The sequence below is a fragment of the Nonomuraea fastidiosa genome, assembly GCF_042751225.1.
Classification (GTDB): Bacteria; Actinomycetota; Actinomycetes; order Streptosporangiales; family Streptosporangiaceae; genus Nonomuraea; species Nonomuraea fastidiosa.
In genome coordinates, this window is record NZ_CP170570.1 from 5,377,576 (window position 1) to 5,394,571 (window position 16,996).

General features: G+C 72.3%; 14 protein-coding genes. 9 read left to right on the forward strand and 5 right to left on the reverse strand.

Going from position 1 to position 16,996, the window contains the following annotated elements:
• Nucleotides 1-79 precede the first annotated feature (79 nt).
• The 3 genes from ACFMQL_RS24970 to ACFMQL_RS24980 are packed head-to-tail and all read left to right on the forward strand — an operon-like array spanning nt 80 to nt 2,607.
• Complete coding sequence (locus tag ACFMQL_RS24970; RefSeq protein ID WP_378787261.1) at nt 80-1,315, forward strand: Tm-1-like ATP-binding domain-containing protein; 1,236 nt, start codon at nt 80-82, stop codon at nt 1,313-1,315.
• A 43-nt stretch (nt 1,316-1,358) separates the two neighbouring features.
• Entirely contained in the window at nt 1,359-2,174 is an 816-nt protein-coding gene (locus ACFMQL_RS24975) for a phosphoenolpyruvate hydrolase family protein (protein WP_364056509.1), read from the forward strand.
• Between the two features lie 19 nt (nt 2,175-2,193).
• Entirely contained in the window at nt 2,194-2,607 is a 414-nt protein-coding gene (locus tag ACFMQL_RS24980) for a cupin domain-containing protein (RefSeq protein WP_364056506.1), read from the forward strand.
• Here the strand turns inward: ACFMQL_RS24980 and ACFMQL_RS24985 are convergent.
• Both ACFMQL_RS24985 and ACFMQL_RS24990 read right to left on the reverse strand, forming a co-directional pair.
• Nucleotides 2,594-3,595 carry a catechol 2,3-dioxygenase gene (locus tag ACFMQL_RS24985; RefSeq protein WP_378787264.1) on the reverse strand — a complete coding sequence of 334 codons (1,002 nt, stop codon included), beginning with the start codon at nt 3,593-3,595 and terminating at the stop codon, nt 2,594-2,596. The two genes, ACFMQL_RS24980 and ACFMQL_RS24985, sit on opposite strands and share 14 nt — an antisense overlap.
• 6 nt (nt 3,596-3,601) lie before the next feature.
• Complete coding sequence (locus ACFMQL_RS24990; protein ID WP_378787266.1) at nt 3,602-3,961, reverse strand: hypothetical protein; 360 nt, start codon at nt 3,959-3,961, stop codon at nt 3,602-3,604.
• Nucleotides 3,962-4,284: 323 nt separating this feature from the next.
• Here ACFMQL_RS24990 and ACFMQL_RS24995 point away from each other — a divergent pair, with 323 nt between their 5' ends.
• Nucleotides 4,285-4,797 (forward strand): DUF1932 domain-containing protein, encoded by a 513-nt coding sequence (locus ACFMQL_RS24995; protein WP_378787267.1) that lies wholly within the window; start codon nt 4,285-4,287, stop codon nt 4,795-4,797.
• Nucleotides 4,798-5,172: 375 nt separating this feature from the next.
• Here ACFMQL_RS24995 and ACFMQL_RS25000 read toward each other — a convergent pair whose 3' ends face one another.
• Nucleotides 5,173-5,814, reverse strand: coding sequence for a GntR family transcriptional regulator (locus ACFMQL_RS25000; RefSeq protein WP_364056494.1), 642 nt, complete (start codon nt 5,812-5,814; stop codon nt 5,173-5,175).
• Between the two features lie 896 nt (nt 5,815-6,710).
• Between ACFMQL_RS25000 and ACFMQL_RS25005 the strand changes: the two genes are divergently transcribed.
• From ACFMQL_RS25005 to ACFMQL_RS25025, 5 genes are read left to right on the forward strand one after another with little or no spacing between them, the layout of a single operon-like run.
• A complete protein-coding gene (locus ACFMQL_RS25005) occupies nt 6,711-7,202 on the forward strand; it encodes a hypothetical protein (RefSeq protein ID WP_364056492.1) in 492 nt (163 codons plus the stop codon).
• 46 nt (nt 7,203-7,248) lie between these two features.
• Nucleotides 7,249-8,640 carry a hypothetical protein gene (locus tag ACFMQL_RS25010; protein ID WP_378787269.1) on the forward strand — a complete coding sequence of 464 codons (1,392 nt, stop codon included), beginning with the start codon at nt 7,249-7,251 and terminating at the stop codon, nt 8,638-8,640.
• 8 nt (nt 8,641-8,648) lie between these two features.
• On the forward strand, nt 8,649-10,160 hold the full coding sequence (locus tag ACFMQL_RS25015) for a VWA domain-containing protein (RefSeq protein ID WP_378787271.1): 1,512 nt from the start codon (nt 8,649-8,651) through the stop codon (nt 10,158-10,160).
• Between the two features lie 15 nt (nt 10,161-10,175).
• Nucleotides 10,176-11,288 (forward strand): AAA family ATPase, encoded by a 1,113-nt coding sequence (locus ACFMQL_RS25020; RefSeq protein ID WP_364056483.1) that lies wholly within the window; start codon nt 10,176-10,178, stop codon nt 11,286-11,288.
• Nucleotides 11,285-14,068 (forward strand): DUF5682 family protein, encoded by a 2,784-nt coding sequence (locus ACFMQL_RS25025; protein ID WP_378787273.1) that lies wholly within the window; start codon nt 11,285-11,287, stop codon nt 14,066-14,068. Before ACFMQL_RS25020 ends, ACFMQL_RS25025 begins: the two co-directional genes overlap by 4 nt.
• 51 nt (nt 14,069-14,119) lie before the next feature.
• Here the strand turns inward: ACFMQL_RS25025 and ACFMQL_RS25030 are convergent, their stop codons facing one another.
• Together ACFMQL_RS25030 and ACFMQL_RS25035 are read right to left on the reverse strand one after the other, a co-directional pair.
• Nucleotides 14,120-14,995 carry an alpha/beta hydrolase gene (locus tag ACFMQL_RS25030; protein ID WP_378787275.1) on the reverse strand — a complete coding sequence of 292 codons (876 nt, stop codon included), beginning with the start codon at nt 14,993-14,995 and terminating at the stop codon, nt 14,120-14,122.
• A 748-nt stretch (nt 14,996-15,743) separates the two neighbouring features.
• The gene (locus tag ACFMQL_RS25035; RefSeq protein ID WP_364056474.1) at nt 15,744-16,391 is read right to left on the reverse strand and encodes a polysaccharide deacetylase family protein; all 648 of its coding nucleotides are present in this window, start codon (nt 16,389-16,391) and stop codon (nt 15,744-15,746) included.
• Nucleotides 16,392-16,996 lie beyond the last annotated feature (605 nt).

Here is a 16,996-nt window from a genome sequence, read left to right on the forward strand (position 1 = left end):
ATGTCGCAGGCGTGATCCCCTGTGCGGCTGGGCAGGCTGTCGGATGGCAGCGAACGCGTCGTCCCTGAAGGAGACCGGCATGGCGGTACTACTGCTGGGCACGCTCGACACCAAGGGCGCCGAGTACGCCTACGTCCGTGACCTGATCACGGCGGCGGGACAGGAGGTCGTCCTCGTCGACACGGGCGTCATGGCCGGCGCCAGAGCGCTGGTGCCCGACGTTGCGGCCGAGGAGGTGGCCGAGGCGGGCGGGGAGAGCCTGGAACGGCTGCGCAGTGCGGGCGATCGGGGCGCGGCGCTGCGCGCCATGGCCGCCGGTGCCGCGCGCATCGCCCGCGACCTGCACGAGCAGGGCCGGCTGAGCGGCGTGCTGGCGCTGGGCGGCAGCGGCGGCTCCTCGATCGCGGCCGCCGCCATGGCGGCGCTGCCCGTCGGCCTGCCCAAGCTGCTCGTCTCGACCATGGCGTCCGGCGACGTGTCGGCGTACGTGGGGCAGAGCGACGTGACGCTCATGTACAGCGTCGTCGACGTGGCCGGGGTCAACTCGATCTCCCGGCAGATCCTCGGCAACGCCGCCGCGGCGATCGCGGGGATGGCCGCCGCGTACGACGCCCGCAGCCGTACCGGACCGACCGGCGACGATCGGCCGCTGGTGGCGGCCACGATGTTCGGCGTCACCACGCCCGCCGTGGACGCCGCCCGCGCGCGCCTTGAGGAGCTGGGCTACGAGGTGATCGTCTTCCACGCCACCGGCTCGGGCGGCCGGGCCATGGAGGCGCTCATCGCGAGCGGCTACTTCGCCGGGGTGCTCGACCTCACCACCACCGAGCTGGCCGACGACCTCGTGGGCGGCGTGCTGTCGGCGGGGCCGGACCGGCTCACCGCGGCGGGGGCCGCCGGGGTTCCCCAGGTCGTGAGCCTGGGCGCGCTCGACATGGTCAACTTCGGGCCGATGGAGACCGTCCCCGACCGGTTCCGCGACCGCAACCTCCTCGTGCACAACCCGACCGTCACGTTGATGCGGACGACGCCCGAGGAGAACGCCGAGCTGGGCCGGCGCATCGGCGCGAAGCTGGCCGCCGCCAGCGGGCCCACCGCGCTGTTCGTGCCGCGCGGCGGCGTCTCCGCCGTGGACGTGCCCGGCGGGCCGTTCCACGACCCGGCCGCCGACGCCGCCTGCTTCGACGCCGTGCTCGCGGCCGTGGCGGGCGGCGACGTGCAGGTGGTGGAGAGCGCCGACGACATCAACAAGCCCGCATTCGCGGTCGCCGCCGCCGAGCGGCTGCACGAGCTCATCCAGAAGGGGACGGCATGAGACGCGCCGGGGGTACCCGCCGGGCGCAGGAAGGGAGGACGGCATGAACCGTGAGGAGGCGCTCGGCAGGCTGCGCGCCGAGCGGAACGCGGGCCGGCTGATCATCGGAGCCGGCGCGGGCACCGGCCTGTCGGCCAAGGCCGCCGAGGCCGGCGGCGTCGATCTCATCATCATCTACAACTCGGGCCGGTTCCGGATGGCCGGGCGCGGCTCGCTGGCCGGGCTGCTGCCGTACGGGGACGCCAACGCGATCGTGGTCGAGATGGCCGGCGAGGTGCTGCCGGTCGTCAAGGACACCCCCGTGCTCGCCGGGGTGTGCGGCACCGACCCGTTCCGGCTCATGCCGCAGTTCCTCGACCAGCTCGCGGCCATGGGCTTCACCGGCGTCCAGAACTTCCCCACGGTCGGCCTCATCGACGGTGTCTTCCGTACGAACCTGGAGGAGACCGGCATGGGGTTCGACCTGGAGATCGAGATGATCCGGCTGGCCGCCGAGCGCGGCATGCTCACCGCCCCCTACGTCTTCACGCCCGAGCAGGCCACCGCCATGGCGCAGGCCGGCGCCGACATCCTCGTACCGCACATGGGGCTGACCACCAAGGGCAGCATCGGCGCCAAGACCGCGCTCACCCTGGAGGAGTCGGCCGTACGCGTGCAGGAGATGCACGACGCCGCCGTGGCCGTCAACCCCGACATCATCGTCCTGTGCCACGGCGGGCCCATCGCCGAACCGGACGACGTCCGCTTCATCCAGGAGCGCACCAAGGGCATCGCGGGCTTCTTCGGCGCCTCCTCGATGGAGCGCCTGCCCGCCGAGCGCGCCATCGCCGACCAGCTCCGGGCCTTCAAGGCCCTCTGACGATCGAGGGAGACCGTCCGTGCACCGCAGGCCCGAAGACGTACCGACCATGATCTTCGACTGGGGCTCGATCAAGTGGCACGTCACCCCGGCCACCGTGCCGGGCGCGTCGTCCACGTTCGGCGAGGTCGTGATCAACCCCGACCGGGGCCACGAGCGTCACCAGCACCCGGCCTCCGACGAGGTGCTCTACATCATCGAGGGGGAGGGGCGGCAGATGGTCGGCGACGAGCCCGAGTTCGAGGTGAAGGCGGGCGACGCCGTCTACATCCCCATGGGGACGCCGCACTCGACGTTCAACACCGGGTGGCGGCCCCTGCGGATCATCGCGACGTACACGCCGGGCGGCGCCGAGGAGGCGCTGCGGGAGCTGCCCGGCTTCGTCGAGCTGCCGCCGGGCGAGCACCCGAGCTGGGCCGTCAAGCTGGGCTGACGCCCTCGTCCTGCGTCTCGTCCTGCGTCTTGTCCTGCGTCTCGACCGGCGGCGTGCCGTGCGTGTGGAACGACTCGATCGTCTTCAGGCCCCACGCCTGGCCCTTGGCGCGCTCGGCCTCCGTCCAGGTGATCGTGCGCCAGTCGGGGGCCAGGATGAGCCTGGTGAGCGGGTTGCACAGCTCGATGCGGTTGCCGCCGGGCTCGTAGACGTACAGGAAGAAGGTCTGCTGGATGGCGTGTTTGTGCGGGCCCGTCTCGATGAACACGCCGTTCTCCAGGCAGATGTCGGCGGCGCGCAGGATGTCCTCGCGGGTGTTCGTGGCGAACGCCAGGTGGTGCAGCCGCCCTGACGTGCCCGTCCAGTCGTCGGTGTAGACGACGTCGTACGACTTGTTCGCGAAGTGCAGCCACTGGGCCGAGATGCGGCCGCTGTCCAGCCGGATCTGCTCGGTCACCCGGGCGCCGAGCGCGTCGCGGATGAACGCGCCGTTCGCCGCCGCCTCGGCGGCCAGGAAGTTGACGTGGTCGAGGCGGCGGATGCCGATGCCGTGCGAAGGGTAGGCCTGCGGCTGGTTCTTCAGCGCGGGCCGCAGCTCCTCGGGCGGCTCGTACCACTCGGTCTCCCAGTACAGGCGCAGCTCGTGGCCGTCGGGGTCGCGGAAGGCGTACGTCGGGCCGCGCCCCGGCTCGCCGTCGCGCCAGCCGATGCCGAGCCCCGCGTCCTTGATCGCACGTACCCGGCGGTCGAGCGCCTCCTGGCTGCTCGCGCGCAGGCCCGTCGCCCGGATGCCGGAGGTGCGGTGGGCGGTCAGCGTGAGGCTGTGGTGCTCGTAGTCGTCATAGGTGCGCAGGTAGACCGAGTCGCCGTCCGCGCCTGCCCGCGTCATGCCGAGGATGTCGGTGAAGAACCACAGGCTCCGCTCCGGCTCGGGGGTGAGCAGTTCGACGTGACCGAGGTGGGCGACGTCATGCAACAGGGCGTTCATGGCAGGTCATGCTCCGTCGGCTAGGGATCGGGGGTATTCGGTCCCGTCGACCAGCTTGGGCGCGGTGCGTACGTTCGCCGCGCGTATCGCCGTCGGCGGGCTCGTGGACAGGTCGAGCTCCACCTCGACCTGGAGGTGGCCTGTGCGGTGGCGCGGGCCGGGGCTGCCCATGACGCGCCGGTCCACCGGCTCGGGGCTCTCCAGCAGGGGATAGTCGCCCGCGTCGAAGAACTCGATCTCGGCGCCCAGGGCCGCGGCGGCGTTCTCCGCCTCCTCGCGGCGGATCGCCTTGATCTCCTCCAGCGTGTGGCCGGCCCGCCACGCCTTCGCGGACTCGCCGCGCTCGCCGAAGCTGGGGCGGACCACCTTGGCGCGCTGGCCGCCAGCCCGGTGACGAGGGCGATGGCGCCGGCCGCCCGCCAGACGAAGCCGCCCGCGTGGGCGCCGATCACCCGCAAGGGTGCTGGGTGCGGTCGGAGCCGTGGTCACGCGCCGACGCTAAGAGCCTGATGATCGATTGTCAACACTTCCTGCGATCAGCCTTGTGTTGCCGGGCTACTTCGCTCGCTCTAGCGTTAATGTAGACAATATTGTTAACGAGATGCTGAGTCGGCGGCCTGGATCCGTACCGGCTAGGGCCGTACGGAGGGCCGGAGGCGGCGCCGCGCAAGCCGCTGCGCAGCGTCCTGGTGAAGGGGCTCAGCGCGTTGATCACCGAGTCGCAGCGGGCGGCCGACGCTGCGGGCCTGGGCGACTGGTTCTGGAAGCATCTCGTGGAGACGGTCACGGACGCGGACGAGGAGTTCGTCGTACGGCTGCTGCGCGGCGCGGCCCAGCACGGCGTGCGCCGCGTCCACGAGATGGAGGCCGCCACCGCCATGCTCGACCCCCTCACCGTCCCCCAACGCCATGACCCGCGCCACCGCCGCCACCCTCGACACGGCGACCCGCAGCGGCCTCCCACCCAGCCCTCGCACTACGTGAGACCCGCCCCCGCCCCCGCCCCCGCACCGGCGCGCCGCCGCGCCCGGCGCCACGTGGATCCCCGCGGGCTCGCCGCGCCGAAAGGCGGTCCGCCCATTCGGGCCAGGTGGTCGTGGGCGAGCGAGGCGGCTCGCTGGAAGGGCCGTCGTGGCACCGTCGCCCCGTCAGTTCTGGGGGCCGTAGGGGACCCACTCTGGCCGACGGGGTGGGTGCGCTGATGGCGGAGCGCGTCTTTCGCGTCGGGAGGCGGAGCGTGTCTTTTGCGTCGGGGGGCGGAGCGTGTCTTGCGCGCTGGGAGGCGGAGCGTGTCTTCTGCAGCGGGACTCGTGTCCCAGCTGGAGAGGCAGGCCGACGACCCACTGCCCTGCCCCGGGCTCTACTGCCCTGCCCCGGGCTCAGGGGGAGGTGGTGCCGCCGCGTCTGGCGGTGGCCGAGTGCGTAGCGCCCGCCCCTGAGCACGGGCGAGTCACGGAAGTCCGGCGGCTTCAGCCGGGAAGCGAGACACCCGCTGCCGCCCTAGCACGGGCGAGTTCCCCGCACCCGGGCTCGTGCCCCGGGGAGCGGGACCGACGGCGAGCCTGCCGGAAAGCGGGTCACTCGAGGGTGGCTTCGAGGGCTTTGGCGACGCTGCGGAGGTGCTGTTGCATGGCGGTCTGGGCCGCTTCCGGGTCGCGGGCGACGATGGCGGCGACGATCAGCTCGTGCTGCGGCAACGATACGGCGGCCCGCCCCGGCTGGCGGGCGAGGCGGAACTTGTGGCGGACCACCTGCGCGCCCAGCCGTTCGATGATGGCCGCCGACGTGCGGTGGCCGGCGATCTCGCGCACCTTGGCGTGCAGGGCGGCGTTGAGCTCGGAGTAGCGGTCGAGGTCGTTGCCGTCGACGGCGGTGCGCATCTCGGCCACCAGCCGCCGCAACTCGCCGGCCTGCTCGGGCGTCACCCGCTCAGCCGCCTTGGCCGCCGACAGCCCTTCGAGCACCATCCGGACCTCGGTGATCTCGATGGCCTCGGCTTTCGACACGGCGCGCACCCTGGCACCCTTGTTGCGCAGGATCTCGACGAGCCCTTCGCCGGCGAGTTCTTTGAAGGTCTCGCGTACGGCGGCGCGCGGTGCGCTGAACTGCTCGCAGATGTCGGCTTCGACCAGCCGCTGGTTGGGCACGAAGTCGCCGCCGAGGATGGCGGCCCTGAGCCGGTCGGTCAGCGTCTCCCCGCGCGGGGACCCTGCGGTCACGCGATCCTCCCGGCGCTGATCGGGTCGGTGTCTTGTTCGACAATATTATGAACAATCTCCGAACGCCCAGGACTCTGCTTCCCCGCGTCTCCGCGCCTCGCGTCTCCGCGCCCCGCGCCCCGCACCCCGCGTCCCTGCGCCTCGCGTCTCCGCGTCCCTGCGCCTCGCGTCTCCGCGTCCCTGCGCCTCGCGTCTCCGCGCCCCGCGCCCCGCGTCTCCGCGCCCCGCGACAACGCGAACCGCGAGACACACCCGACAACGACCGCGGCCCACGCCGCCACAAGCGGCTCATCTGCCGTCAGAAGCGTCCGTGGCCAGAGCGAGCGGCGGTGCCTCACCTGTCCGCGCTGAATGCGGCCTATGGGCGCGCGCAGCCTCCCACGTGTCGCCGGAGGTCGGCCTGCCTGTGCGCGGCAGCGCTCTACCTGCGCGCCCGAGCGTTCCACGTGTCGCCGGAGGTCGGCCTGCCTGTGCGCGGCAGCGCTCTACCTGCGCGCCCGAGCGTCCCACGTGCGCGCGGAAACGCCTCGTCCGCCGCCGGAAGCGGCCGACCTGCGGGCGGAAACGCCTCGCCTGTCAGCAGAAGTGGCGGACCTGCGCACAGGAGCGCCTCACCTGCCGCGAGAAGCGGCCCGCGTGTGCGTGGGAGCGCCGGTCACGCCCACGGCGACAACGCGGTCGCACTCAAGCGCCCGCGTGTGCGCGGGAGCGCCTCACCTGCCCCCAGAAGCCTCCGGCCTGCGCGCAGAAGCGGCCCACCTGCGGGCTTGATCGTTTCGCTGAGTTCTGTCAGTCGGCTTCGGTAAGTTCCACGATCAATTGATCAGCCGGCCGTACGGATCCGGGCATTTCCGCCTGCGCTCGTGAGCCGGCCGGGGTTAGGGGGTTCTGACATCGTGGACGCGGACGAAACCGCGTGGGAGCAGCGTAGCGCCGTGCGGGTGGTGCCGCCCGTGCAGCCGCGCAAGCTGGCGAAGGTGCCCTTCGTCGAGCTGGCCGACGGCCGGTTGCAGGGCGTCGTGTCGAGCGGGTCCGACATCGAGCGGGTCTACGTCTCGTCGATCGCCGCCGGCACCCTCGCGCTGAGTTGCAGCACCAACAACAACCGCCCCTGCGGCGGCCTGTACGGCCACGCGTGCAAGCACATCAACGCGTTGGCGGCCGAGGCGGTCGTCCAGTACGGGCTCGACCGGGTGGCCCGCTACCTGCGCATCGAGGTGCCGCCGGGCGGCTCGCTGATGGACCAGGTCAACGGGCCGGTCGAGCGTACTCCGGCGGCCGTGGTGTTCAGCAGGTTCCTGCGCCACTTGGCCTACCTCGAGGTGCCCGACAGCGCCGATCCGCTGGCGGAGCTGCACTGGTTCCCCGCGACGGGGGCGGTGCGCTGATGCCACTCATCTCGACGGAAGACATGACGGACAGGGCGGTGCGGTGATGCTCGACGTACAGCTCGGAGAGCTGATGGGCGCGGCCCCCGCGGGGGTGGACGAGGCGCTCGCCCTGGTGACGGGATTTGACGAGGCGCTCACGTACGGGTTAGCGCGGCTCGGCGATGAGCGCGCGCAGGCGCTGAACGCCCTGGCGGGCGCGCTGGCGGGCACTCCCGTCGGCGAGCGGCTGGCCGAGGCGGTGGCGAAGGTGGCCGCGGGCTCGGTGTCGGACGAGCACCTGGCGGCGCTGGCCGGCGGCCGGGCGGCGCTGTTCGGCGCGGTGCACGACACGCTGCTCGCCCGGCTCGACGCGGCGCTCGGGCGTACCCGCGCCGCCGTCGAGCAGGCCGGGCCGGGCCCGGACGCCGAGGTCGCGGACAATCTGCTGGCCGGATGCCGGGCGTGGCTGCGCGAGCTGGCCATCACGGGCTGGCGCGGGGTCGATCACGACCTGGTCTCCTCCGCCGACCAGACGATCGAGGCGCTGCTCGCCGAGCCGGCGCTGCGCGGCCTTGCGGTGCTGCTCGACGGCCTGGCCGCGGAGCTGCGCGCCTCGTCGCCGGTCGCCACGATGGACCGCGTGCCCGCGCGCCGCTGGGCCGACCTGTGGACGCGCGCGACGCTGCTGGCGCAGCGCGGCCCGTGGCGGGACGAGGCCGAGGAGGTGTCGGGTCGGCTGCTGATTCTGGGCGTCGACGTGCACGAGCACGCCACCGCCGTACGCGTCCAGGTGCACGCCGTCCTGGAGCCCTCGGGAGGCGGGCAGGCCCGGCTGGTACGCACGAGCGTGGCCGCCGCGAAGGTCGACACCATCGTCGGCCCGACCGTGTGGCGGCTGTTCGGCGGGCACCCGACGCTGCTCGCGGCGCTGGCCGAGCATCGCAGTCTGGAGATCACCGACATGCCGCTGCTGCCGGGCGGCGACCTCATCTGGCACGACGACAGGGCCCGTACGGGCGATGAGGCCGACCCGCTCGCGGTGGCCAGGCTCCAGCTCCCGGTGGCGACGGCGGCCGCGGTGACGCCGCTCGACCGTCATCCCGTACGCATCGCGGAGCCCGTCTTCGTCGAGGGGTACAAGAGCGACGGCAGCTCGCTCAAGCTGGGCGAGCACACGATCGCGTTCGACCTCGACCGGCTGCCCTCCTGCGGCCCGCTCACGCCCGCGCTGCTCAAGGCGTCCACGGCCTGCATCGGGCTGCTGCGCTGGGACGCCGGGCGATGGACGCTCCAGCCGCTGGGCGTACAGGCCACGGTGAAGAAGCAGCCGGTTGCGGCGCACACCGGCGACTGGGCGCAGGGCCCCACCGACCCCAAGGTCGTCAAGGCCGAGGCCAGGTCCGGTGACGTGGTCGCGGTGCTGCGCGAACGAGCGGGACGGTTGCTGCGCAAATGAGCGAGCACATGAATGGACACACCGATCTCACCGACCTCACCGAGAACGCGACGCCGGCCGGCGACACGACCTCGTCGGCCGAGGACGCGGCCTCGCCGGGCGGCTCGCCTGCGGTGGCCGGCGGAGGCGGGCAAAGTGCGGGTGCGGCCTTGCCGGGCGGCTCGCCTGCGGTGGCCGGCGGAGGCGGGCAGAGCGCGGGTGCGGCCTCGCCTGCGGTGGCCGAGGGCGGCGGGCAGAGTGCCGATCAGACGCGGCGGCAGGTGCTCTACTGGCGGCTGCTGTCGCGGCTGTTCAGCCCCGAGGAGGAGCCCGCGCTCGAAACCGCCAGCGTCGGCATCGTCGGCGACCTCGGCCTGCCGCCCGCGCTGCTCGACCCCGGCGTCTCGATCGACAACCTCGTGCAGCGCTTCCCCGAGCTGGCCGCCGAGTTCCACGACCTCATGGCCGACAAGGACCACGGCCCCGGCGACGAGGTGCGCCGCGCGGCGCTGGTGTCGAAGCTGCTGCTGAACGTGTTCGCCACCGGCTCGGGCAACGTCACCGCGACCCGGCTGGAGGGCTGGAAGTCGGATGCGGCCTGGTTCGAGCGCGGCATGGGCTGCGAGCCGGGCGGGCTGCGCCATCGCGTCGGCGACGAAGAGCTGGCCAAGGTGCTCGCGAACATCGAGGGCGACCTGGTCAAGCGCATGCACCTGCGCGAGGTGCTGGCCGACCCGGCGCTGGCCAAGCAGCTCACGCCCAGCATGTCGCTCATCGAGCAGCTCCTGCACGACAAGTCGAACCTGTCGGGCGTCGCGCTGGCCAACGCCAAGGCGCTGATCCGCAGGTTCGTGGACGAGGTGGCGCAGGTGCTACGCACCCAGGTCGAGAAGGCCAGTGTCGGCGACATCGACCGTTCGGTGCCGCCGAAGCGGGTGTTCCGCAACCTCGACGTCGAGCGCACGATCTGGAAGAACCTCACCAACTGGAACGAGGAAGACCAGCGCCTCTACGTCGACCGCCTCTACTACAAGCAGACCGCCCGGCGCACCACTCCGGCCCGCATGATCGTGGTGGTCGACCAGTCGGGCTCGATGGTCGACGCGATGGTCAACTGCACCATCCTCGCGTCCATCTTCGCCGGGCTGCCGAAGGTCGACGTGCACCTCATCGCGTACGACACCAGGGCGCTCGACCTGACCCCGTGGGTGCACGACCCGTTCGAGGTGCTGCTGCGCACCACGCTCGGCGGCGGCACCGACGGCACGGTCGCGATGGCGCAGGCCAGACCGAAGATCAGCGATCCGCGCAACACCGTGATGGTGTGGATCTCCGACTTCTACGACAACCGCTCACTGATCAACGACTTCGAGGCGATCCACCGTTCGGGGGTCAAGTTCATCCCCGTCGGCTCGGTCAACAGCTCCGGCCACGCGAGCGTCGACCCGTGGTACCGCCAGAAGCTCAAGGCCATGGGCACCCCCGTGCTCTCCGGCCACATCCGCAAGCTCGTGTCCGAGCTCAAGAACTTCCTCGCTTAGGAGACCCCGATAACCATGACCGACATGCTGCGCGCGCCCGCAGAGGTGAAGTACGCCGAAGAGCTCGACTACCTCGAGTCCATCGACACCGCGCCCAAGCCGTTCTCGTGGCGGCTCAGCCCCCGCATGATCCGGATCTTCATCCTCGGCTCCGAGCGGGCCGACGGGCTCGACAGGGAGATCCCGCAGAAGTGGTTCGGCGACCGCAGCTTCGTCGAGCGCAGCATCGTGACGCTGGCGTCCGACCGCGGCCTGCTGCTGATCGGCGACCCGGGCACCGGCAAGAGCTGGCTGGCCGAGCTGCTCGCGGCGGCGATCTGCCGTAACTCCACGCTGGTGGTGCAGGGCACGGCCGGCACCACCGAGGACCACATCAAGTACTCGTGGAACGTCTCCATGGTCATCGCCAAGGGCCAGTCCCGCGAGTCGCTGATCCCCTCGCCGATCATGACGGCGATGGAGCGGGGCGTGATCGGCCGGTTCGAGGAGCTGACCCGCTCGACGAGCGACGTCCAGGACGCGCTCATCTCGATCCTGTCGGAGAAGTACGTCTCGATCCCCGAGCTCGACGACGACAACATCGTCTTCGCCAAGCCGGGCTTCTCCATCATCGCCACCGCCAACAGCCGCGACCGCGGCGTCAACGACCTGTCGTCGGCGCTCAAGCGGCGCTTCAACTTCGTGCGCATCCCGGTGGTGACCAACAAGAAGAGCGAGGCGGAGATCGTCCGCTTCCGCACCGAGGAGCTGCTGCGCCGCCACCAGATCGAGCTGGACCTGCCGCCCACGCTGCTCGACATCCTGCTGCAGAGCTTCGCCGACCTGCGCTCGGCGGCGGCCTCGGCCACCAGCGACGACGACAAGCTGGAGTCGGCGCTGTCCACGGCCGAGCAGATCGGCGTGCTGGAGGATGCGATCCTGCACAGCCACTTCTTCGGCGACCGGGTGCTGCGCGCGCAGACGCTGGCGAGCTCGCTGGTCGGCTCGCTGGCCCGGCGCAGCCCCGAGGACCTCGCGATCCTCAACAAGTACTGGCACGGCGTGGTCGAGCCGCGCAGCAAGAAGGAGGGCGGCGAGTGGCCGGAGTTCCTCGAGGGCGGCCGGCAGGCCATCGCGACGCTGTCATGATCGATCAGTCGAGCCCCTTCGGCTCGCTCCGCGAGCAGCTTCTCGACGCGGCGGAGACGTTCGCCGGCGGTCCCGTCGAGGTCGCCGGCATCCTGTCCGGCATGGTCGACGACGTCGACCGGGCGCTGCGCGAGGAGCTGGAGATCTTCCCGGTCTGCCACCACTCGCCGGCCTCGGCGCTGGCCATGGTGCGCAGGCTGCGCGAGAAGCAGCCGAAGGTCATCTATCTGGAGCTGTGCGAGGACCTGCAGCCGCTGCTCACCGAGCTGCGCAACTGCAAGCTGCCGGTGGCGGTGCAGGCGTTCGCGACCGACCTCGACGGGTTCCCGAAGTCGTGGGCGCCGCTCAGCGTGGTGGCGCCCATCACGGAGGCGTCCGCCGAATACCAGGCCATCGCGTACGCGCTCGAAACCCCCGGCGTCGAGCTGGTGCTGGTGGACCGCTCGACCGACCACGTCTTCCAGTGGGCGCCCGAGAAGGAGGCCAAGCCCAAGCCCGACGAGGGCGCGGGCCTGCACGGCGACGCGGTCGGCGTGGAGATCGGCGACCTGCGGCCCCGCTTCGCCGAGCTGGAGGAGCACCTGCTGCACCACGGCAAGGTGCGCCACTGGTCGGAGTGGTGGGACCAGTACGTCGAGCAGCCGCTGTCCGGCGCGGACTACGACACCTACCGCCAGGTCATGGTGCTCATCGGCAGCCTGTTCCGGCGGCTGCGGCCCGAGGGCGACGCGCGCCTGTCGGTGGACGAGGACCGCGAGCGCTACATGTGGACCAGGATGCGCGAGCACCTGGCCGCCTCCGGCGCCGACCCCGCCGACTGCCTCTACGTCTGCGGCGCCTTCCACGCCGCGAGCCGGGTCGAGCAGTTCGGGCTGAGGTCCACGGCCACGTTCGAGATCAGCCCGCGCACCGGCACGAAGTGGCTGTACGGGCTCATCCCCTCCAGCCACTCGGCCATCGAGGCGCAGTTCGGGCTGGCCCCCGGCTCGGTGTCGATCGCGGCGGCCACCTGGAACAAGGCGCTGACGCGCAGCAAGCTCACCCCGTTCCGGCTGGCCGGGCAGAAGGGCTCGGCAGGCAAGGGGAGCAAGCGCCATGCCAAGCTGCCGCCGCCCGCGCCGCAGGGCGAGGTGGCCGACAAGCTGACCGGGTTCCTGTCGCGGCCGCCCGCGCTCGACCCGCTCGACGAGGCCGAGCTGCTCGGCTGGTCGGTCGACATCGTCAGGCTGGCCCGCCGCAACGGCTACCTCGCCAGCACCGCCGACGCGATCGCGGTCTACGAGACCTCGATCCTGCTGGCCGGCATGCGCAACCGCGCCAGGCCCACCCCGTACGACTTCCAGGACGCCGCCGTCACCTGCATCGAGAAGGACGTCGTGCCGGGACGGCGCGACGTGCGGCGGCTCTGCGAGATCCTGCTGGGCGGCGACAAGATCGGCGAGGTCGGCTACGACGCGCTGCCGCCGCTGGCCAGGGACGTCTACGACCGGCTCGCCCCTCTCGGGCTCGACCTGAGCAAACGCACGATCCAGCGGGCGCTGCTCGACTTCACCGCGGAGCCCGAGCTGCGGCCCTGCTCCGACGTGCTGTGGATGCTGCGCTACCTGCTGCCGTCCGACGCCGTACGGCCGATCATGGGGGAGCGGCGCCTCGGCGAACGCTCCATCCAGGAGAGCTGGGACCTCGCGATCGGCAAATACCAGCGCTCGATCATCGAGCTCGGCTACGAGGGCGTCACCGTCGAGCAGGTGCTGGAGCAGCGGCTGCGGCGCTCGGTGTGGGATCCGAAGGCCACCGCGTCCGTCGCGCTGGCGGCGGTCGAGGACGCCATCCTGTTCCTCGGCAGCCGCCGCTTCGCCGACGAGCTGGGGGAGCGGGCGGTCGAGCTGCTCGCCGCCGAGCGGAGCGTGGACGACGCGCCCGACGTGCTGCGCCGTATCCGGCGGCTGCTCGCCCACTACCGGGCCACCGAGCCGGAGCTGCCCGCGTGGTGCGAGAAGTTCGTGACGTCCGGCTACGCCCACTACTGCACGCTGCTGCCCACGGCGTTCGTCGACGACGACACCGGCGTACGGCAGGTGGGGGCCATGCTCGGCTTCCTGTTCCACATGGAGAGCCTGGCGCTGGCGCTCGGCTGCGACCGCGCCCAGCTCGAGCTGGCCGTGCAGCAGTCACACCCCGAGTCGCCGGCCAAGGTGGCGCTGCTGTGGGCGGCCCAGCACCAGCTCGGCCTGCTGCCGCCGGCCGAGCTGCGGTCGCGCTGCGACGAGCTGCTGGCCAACCCGCTGGTGATCCCGTCGTTCCCGCAGTACGTCATCGGGTTCGTCCAGGCCCTGGAGCCGGTGCCCGCGCTGTCGGGGTTCGTGGTCGAGGTGATCTCGAAGGCGTTCGGGCGGCTGCCGGACAGCGTGCTGCTGCCGTGGCTGCCGAAGCTCATCACCGCGCTGCGCGACGGCGCCGCCGAGCTGATGCCGATGCTCGTACGCGAGGCAGGGCGGACGTTCCCCGGCTCGCTGACGGCGGTCGACTCGTGGGTGCCGCCGTGGACCGCCCGCCCCAAGCCGGCCGCGCCCGCCGCCGCTCCGGTGGCGGGCGGGCCGGTGGCCGAGCTGCTGCGCGCCCACCCGGCGGCCTGCGACGCCGTGGCCGGGGTGCTGGGCTGCTCCGGCGAGTGGCTTGCGCCCGGCGAGGGCGCTGCGCCCGGCGCGGATCCGCGGGTGGCGGCGCTGCTGGCGGCTCACCCCGAGTCTGCGCTCGCGGTGGCCGGGCTGCTGGGGTGAGGCGGGCGGCAAGCCGTTGACCGGTCCCGGTCGCCGTCTCCTGATCCGGTGTCAGGAGGCGGCGGGGGCCGGGCGGCAGGTGGCGCCGGGCGGGGGCAGACGGAGATCGGTGAGGTACGCGTACGCGTGCGCGATCGTGTACGGGTCCCCCGTCAGGTACAGCCCGTGCCCTGGGCCGTCGAACCTCACGGTGCGCGAGCCGGGCACGCGCCGTACGAGGTCGGCGGTGTCCGTGTAGTCGGTCCAGGTGCCCGCGCCGAGGAACGGCGGCAGCCCCTCCGGCAGCGCCCGCGCCGGGTTCGTCGCCGGCGTGGGCCAGCCCGCGCAGCCGAGCCGGTGCCACACCTCGGCTCCGGCGAGGTTCGGCGACCTGCGCTCCCCGAGCGCCCGCACCTTCCGGTACTCGCGGTGGTCGCGGAAGCGCAGGCCGTCCAGGCACTGGGTGGCGTTCATGCCGACGAGCGACGGCGGCTTCAGGCTGCCGGTGCCCGCCCGTACGTACGCCGCGAAGCCGCCCGCGTCCCCGCCCTCGGCCTGCCTGATGGCCTGGCGCGGGTAGCCGGGTGCGGGGCCCGGGGCGAACAGGTGCGGCATCGCGGCCACCTTCATGTCGAACCCGGTGTACGTCACCCGCGCGTCCCCGCCCGGCAGGGGTTGTTCGTCGGCGCCGTCCTCGATCGGGAGGTGCCTGCGATCGGCGGCCACCCGCGCGCCGTCGACCGGCAGGGGCTCGCGGTCGGCGCCGGCCACCAGCCTGCGCCAGCGCGCCCCCATGCCGTGGCCGCACACGTCCGTGTTCTGGTCGCACCAGGCCAGGAAGCGCCGGAACTGCGCCTCGTGCGTGCCTTCCTGCACTCCTGCGCGCTCGCCCGTACGGTGGCCGCCTGGCGCGCGTACTCGCGCACGGTGTCCGGACGGGTCAGCCACGGGCCGGTGGTGAAGCATCGTCGGGGAAGGCGTCCGTACGTGCCGGCGTTGCGCGGCTCGAGGCTCACCACGTCGAACCGTTCGCGCAGCTCGGTGAAGCTGTCGCGGGAGGAGGTGAGGTCGTCGATGCCGGACCCGCCAGGGCCGCCGGGGATGCTGAACACCGTGCCCGCCCGCCGTCCCGTCGCCGGCAGCTTGGCGATCTTGATGGTGAGCTTCCTGCCGTTCGGGTGTTCCAGTCCAGCGGCACCTCGATGGACGCGCACCGCAGGTCCTGTGGCCGTCCCTCGCCGTCGCAGGCAGCCCACTTCAGGGCGTCCGGCGTGGCCGGGGCGGTCGCCGGGGTAAGGGTCATCGTCAGGGCGCCGATCGCGGATGTGGTCATGCCCTCAACGCTCGCCGCCGCGGGCGTGGAACTCGATAGCGGTACGACCAGTCTTCGAGGTAGTGCCCGCACTACCTCTGCGGCCGGCCTGTGACGGCGAAGGTCGACGCCGACGACGTGCCCGGCTACCGGGCCGATGACGGCCGAGTCGTGCGGCTGGACGGCCGTGCAGCCCGCGCAGGCCGGGCCGACCGGCCTGCGCGGTGTCCCTGCTACCGATGCCGCATCCTTTCTCGACGGACTTCATGTGCGATCACCGCTGACACGACGAGATACGGCGGCGGCGCGGCCTCGGTTCATCGGACGCGACGATTTCTCGCGAACCCCCGGCGGGACCGAGCGTGAGGCTCTGCGAGCCGCCGGTCAGCCCTTGCCCGCGCGGGCGGCGCTGTAGACGGTCTTCGGCGGCTTGCCGTTGAACAGCCGGCTGACCGTGACGAACCGGTAGCCGCGCTTGGACAGGATCTTGAGGATGCGGGGCATCGCCCGCACCGTGGACGGGTGGATGTCGTGGAAGAGGATGACGCTGCCCGGACGTATGGACCTGACGGCCTTACGGACCACCTTGCCGCTGTCGCGGTGCAGCCAGTCCAAGGTGTCCACGCTCCACAACACCATCGGCCGCCCGGTCAGCCGGCTGACGGTGGCGTTGATCGCCCCGTACGGTGGCCGGACCAGCCTCGGCACCACCCCGATCGCCGACTTGACGACGTGGTCGGTACGGGCGAGCTGGGTGCGCACCCCGGCGGCCGTCAGCTTCGTCAGGTCCGGGTGCGACCAGGTGTGGCTGCCGATCTCGTGCCCCGCCGCGTACGCCTTGCGCACGATGCCGGGGTTCGCCGCCACGTTCTGCCCGACGACGAAGAACGTCGCCTTGGCGCGGTATCGAGCCAGGTGTCCGAGCAGCGCGTCCGTGTACGCGCCAGGCCCGTCGTCGAACGTCAGCGCCACGCACTTCACCCGGCGGCAGTTGACCGGGCGTGCCGCGCCCGCTTTCCCCGGCGCCTGCACCGCCCCGGTGGTCGTGGCCGGTAAACCGCCTCGCGTCCGCCCACGGGCCTGAGCTCCGGAGGCGCGGGTGGAGGTTTCGGAACGTTCCATAGCCCGGCCGGAGGTCGCGGGTTCGCGCTCTGGCGCGCCTGCCCGTGTCCCGGCTTGGCCGGGGGCCGCGGGTGGACGGGCGCGCACGCTGGCCTGCGCTTTGGCCGGAGGAGCGGAAGCGGGTTTGCGCCCCAGTGGGTCGGCCTGCGTCCGCCCCAGCGGGTCGGCCTGCGTCCGGCCCAGGGCGTCGGCCTGCGTCCGGCCCAGGACAGAGGGCGTGGGATCGCCGGCTTGCGCCTCCGGCTGGGGAGAGGGTGTGGCGGCATGGGCGCGCTCGCGGGCCCCCGGCCGGGGCGAGGAGCCCGATCCGCTCGAGGTGCCCGACGCGCCCGAGGCTGCCGATGTTCGGGGAGCCGATTTGTCGGATCTCGTCCCGGACGATGTTCGGGGAGCCGGTTTGTTGGATCTCGGCCCGGACTTGGCGGAAAGGGTCGTGCGGGGCCGGCCGTCGGCGGCTTCGCCGCCGTCCCGTCCCCCGGTGAGCCTGGTCGTGTCGCAGCCTGCTGCCAGCAGGG